Below are 3318 nucleotides of genomic sequence, written 5' to 3'. Positions count from 1 at the left end.
ATTTCCATATTAAAAAATAAGATGCTTAAAATATAGACGATGTATACTATATCATTGTACCCTCTGACGAACGATCTCTACAATTCCTCTTTCAAACTTGGTTTTTAGACGCCCTCTAGCAGAATATTATTTACAAGATGATTTGATGATTTATTTTAGAATTAACCAAGATCAGAGCATCTTTTTAGTTCTAAACAATGCTTCATCTATAAGGGCAAAGAAATAGAACACCAAACTCTATCAGACTTTAAAAACCTGGTTAACCCATGAATATCAGGTCTTTTTTGTTAAGCCATCAACCAAATTTTATAAAATTCCTGAATATCCGACTCTAAAAACTCATCACAGTCACTGTCGTATACAAATGTTTTTTGTTCTAATAAATATTCAGCTTGATGTTCCATCAAATATTTCTTTAAAAAGTTTTTAAATTCATTGGCACGCTCAGGAAAAATATGCTCTCCATCATAAAAAATCATCATAATTACCTCTATAAAATCACAAAGCCTCGCCTACAGTTTACATAAAAATGCTAATTAAATCAAAATAAACAATATTAAAGTGAAATATATCACGTTATTTTAGTGTTTTATTATCACCAGATTTCATATAGCGTGCTTAACAAGCTATTATTTTTAAGCTATGAAATTGCCTAAATTATGCTTATTAATTAAAATGCTGAATTGATTCATTCAAGGTTATTTTTTATAATTTTAAAATAAATCAATGATATAAAAATTCAACAGAATAACTCAAATATGCCAATCATTCTTATTCTATTCAATTTTTTTAATATCCTATCAGTAGTGATCTTAATTTTAACGAGATTAAAAAGTTGAAATAAGTGTATATTAGGTAAAACACAAGCTAGTCGATAGAGCTAACATGAAATTTGAGATAACAACAGAAATTTTGATCAATGCACCCATTGATATCGTTTGGAAAACCCTAACAAATTTTGAAGATTATAAAAATTGGAATCCGTTTATCATTGATGTTTCAGGAGAAATCCATAAAGGTGGCAAAATCAATGTCACCATACAAAATGATGCGACAAGTAAAATGTCTTTCAAAGCAGTTGTACTTGAAAATCAAAAAAATAAACAATTTAGTTGGCGCGGAAAATTATTGGTGAAGGGCGTATTTGATGGGGAACATAAATTTAGATTAGAACAAATAACTCCGGTTCAAACAAGATTGATCCATAGTGAAGCCTTTAGTGGAATTTTAGTAAAACCGTTTCTTAAGAACTTACAGACAAAAACCAAGCCCGGTTTTCAACGAATGAATAATGCGCTTAAAGTAAGATTAGAGAATCAATAGAATTATTCAGCTGGCAAATCGGCTTTAAGTAAAACCAGCATCAATTCCTCTCTATACTTGGAATCAATATAGCTTGGTCTCATCTTGCATAAAGCCCCATAAGATTAATAAAACCATCGCAACAACTCATATTTTAGGAGGATCCTATTGGAGATTGAGTTTGACCGTTTAAGCAATGTGAGCAGGTCTGAAATTATTGAATTAAATACAAATGAACGTGTCCTTAAGCAAATGCCTTTAGCCAAGGGCGTTATTTTTGATGAAGATCAATGTAATGCTTGGGTTAATGAAAAAGAAAGCCTATGGATGAACCATGGTTATGGTCCATGGGCATTTATTGTTGATGGCCAATTTGCAGGCTGGGGAGGTTTACAATATGAGCATGGAGATGCTGACTTGGCTTTAGTGCTACACCCTCAATATTGGGGAATGGGTAAACAAATTTTTAATAAAATTATAAACAAGGCATTTAACGAGATGGGCTTTGATTCGATCACAATTTTATTACCGCCAACACGGAAAAAGTTAACAGGGATCTATTCACTCGGATTTAAATTGGATGGTGAGGTCATCATAAGCAATGAACATTTTTTCAGGTATCGACTCAATAAAACGTCTATCGAAAGAACCGAGTAAGTACTACCCTAAAATACTTAGGTGGGGCTTTCTAAAAGCTTCTTAGCATGAATGATCATTAATCAGATAACCTTTCTTCTGACCTTATCACATCAAGTATTGAAATCATGCTGGTTACGATTTCCAAGACACTGCTTATTTTGCTTTGTTGATTTTTTCTTTAGACAAAATGAATAAATCTTCATTTAGATGAGCAAATCTTTCTGCTAACCATTCATGGGTATCATTGAGCGCTTGATTGTAAAAATGATGTCCAAATTCATCTACAATAAAATCAAATAAAAATTGAGCTGGAAAATTTCCAAGATCTAAGTCTAGTTCCTTTAAGGCGTATTTTTTCAATGAACTAATTAATTGTTCACGCGTAAACTCATCAAATGTAATTATTTGCTTCTTAGCCATAGTCTTCATTCTGAAAATAACAAAGAATCATTACAATACTTATTTAGAATTTATTCAATCTTATCGCGTCTTATTATGTCGTACATCTTGAGTTTTCTCTGGCTATGCTTTAACACCTACGCAACCAATTACAAAAATTACCCAAATAGCAATAAATAAAGTAGTTTTAAGATAAACATAATTTTTAGAATTTTGTAGGAGGCAATAAATTAAAAAATATTCTCAGCATAGTAATAACAGATCAAAAAAAATTTTTTAATAAAAAACTTAAAATAATCTTATAAAGATTTAAAATTATACCAATTTAATAAATTTAGCAATTACTAATACATATAATTTTTTATAAAAGCGATTAAAATCTTTTGGAAACTTATTTCAACTCACTTTAAAGTGTTCTCCCTTGAAAGGCCGGATCTTCTTCTACAAAAAAAACCTCATCAGTACCAATTAAAGCCCATTGATATGTTCCAAATATTCTACTTAATTCCTGATTGAATGAATTAAATAGTTTGACCAGATTAAATGACTCATCATATTCTCCTACATATTGTGTAATTGGAAATTGTCGAAATTCTTCATACATTTTATGTACAGTTACTTTTTTAATCATCATTTTAACTCCTAAGTAAATTGAAAGAAGTTCCCTTCTTTCAATTTATACTTAACTCAATAAAAGCCTAGATGCTATTTTTTTTGCTCTGGGGTTTCTTCAATTTTCTTTGGCTGTGCTTGGGATGGATTACTTTGATTGCTATCAGGTTGTTTATTCTGATCTTTATTTGTCTGTTGCTGCTGAGGCGCTTGTGATTGATTGCCTTGATTAGCATCAGGTTGTTTATTCTGATTGCTACTTGGTTGCTTGGTAAAATTTGACATAGTAATATCTCTTTTTTGTCATTCATATTAATGACTCATTCAAGATGCGCCTTTATTAAATAAATAGATAGTATTAACACG

Annotated in this window: 6 protein-coding genes; 2 read left to right on the top strand and 4 right to left on the bottom strand. The window is 30.5% G+C overall.

Annotated elements, in window-relative coordinates; translation table 11 throughout:
• Window positions 1-287: 287 nt before the first annotated feature.
• Window positions 288-482: a hypothetical protein gene (locus tag GJV03_RS21180; protein ID WP_004721972.1), complete on the bottom strand. Its 195-nt coding sequence runs from the start codon at window positions 480-482 to the stop codon at window positions 288-290.
• A gap of 403 nt (window positions 483-885) precedes the next feature.
• On the opposite strand from GJV03_RS21180, the gene GJV03_RS21175 reads away from it, so the two are divergent.
• Window positions 886-1323, top strand: coding sequence for an SRPBCC domain-containing protein (locus GJV03_RS21175; RefSeq protein WP_105714518.1), 438 nt, complete (start codon window positions 886-888; stop codon window positions 1321-1323).
• A gap of 147 nt (window positions 1324-1470) precedes the next feature.
• A complete protein-coding gene (locus GJV03_RS21170; RefSeq protein WP_151958119.1) occupies window positions 1471-1959 on the top strand; it encodes a GNAT family N-acetyltransferase in 489 nt (162 codons plus the stop codon).
• A 135-nt stretch (window positions 1960-2094) separates the two neighbouring features.
• Here GJV03_RS21170 and GJV03_RS21165 read toward each other — a convergent pair whose 3' ends face one another.
• The 3 genes from GJV03_RS21165 to GJV03_RS21155 form a co-directional block, all read right to left on the bottom strand.
• Window positions 2095-2361, bottom strand: coding sequence for a DUF2164 domain-containing protein (locus GJV03_RS21165; RefSeq protein WP_151958118.1), 267 nt, complete (start codon window positions 2359-2361; stop codon window positions 2095-2097).
• 385 nt (window positions 2362-2746) lie between these two features.
• The gene (locus GJV03_RS21160) at window positions 2747-2974 is read right to left on the bottom strand and encodes a hypothetical protein (RefSeq protein ID WP_154131068.1); all 228 of its coding nucleotides are present in this window, start codon (window positions 2972-2974) and stop codon (window positions 2747-2749) included.
• Window positions 2975-3045: 71 nt separating this feature from the next.
• Window positions 3046-3237: a hypothetical protein gene (locus tag GJV03_RS21155; RefSeq protein ID WP_154131067.1), complete on the bottom strand. Its 192-nt coding sequence runs from the start codon at window positions 3235-3237 to the stop codon at window positions 3046-3048.
• Between the last annotated feature and the right edge of the window lie 81 nt (window positions 3238-3318).

The organism is Acinetobacter sp. RIT698 (genome assembly GCF_009668065.1).
In the GTDB taxonomy this organism is placed as follows: Bacteria; Pseudomonadota; Gammaproteobacteria; order Pseudomonadales; family Moraxellaceae; genus Acinetobacter; species Acinetobacter guillouiae.
This window is presented reverse-complemented; position numbering and strand designations above follow the sequence as displayed.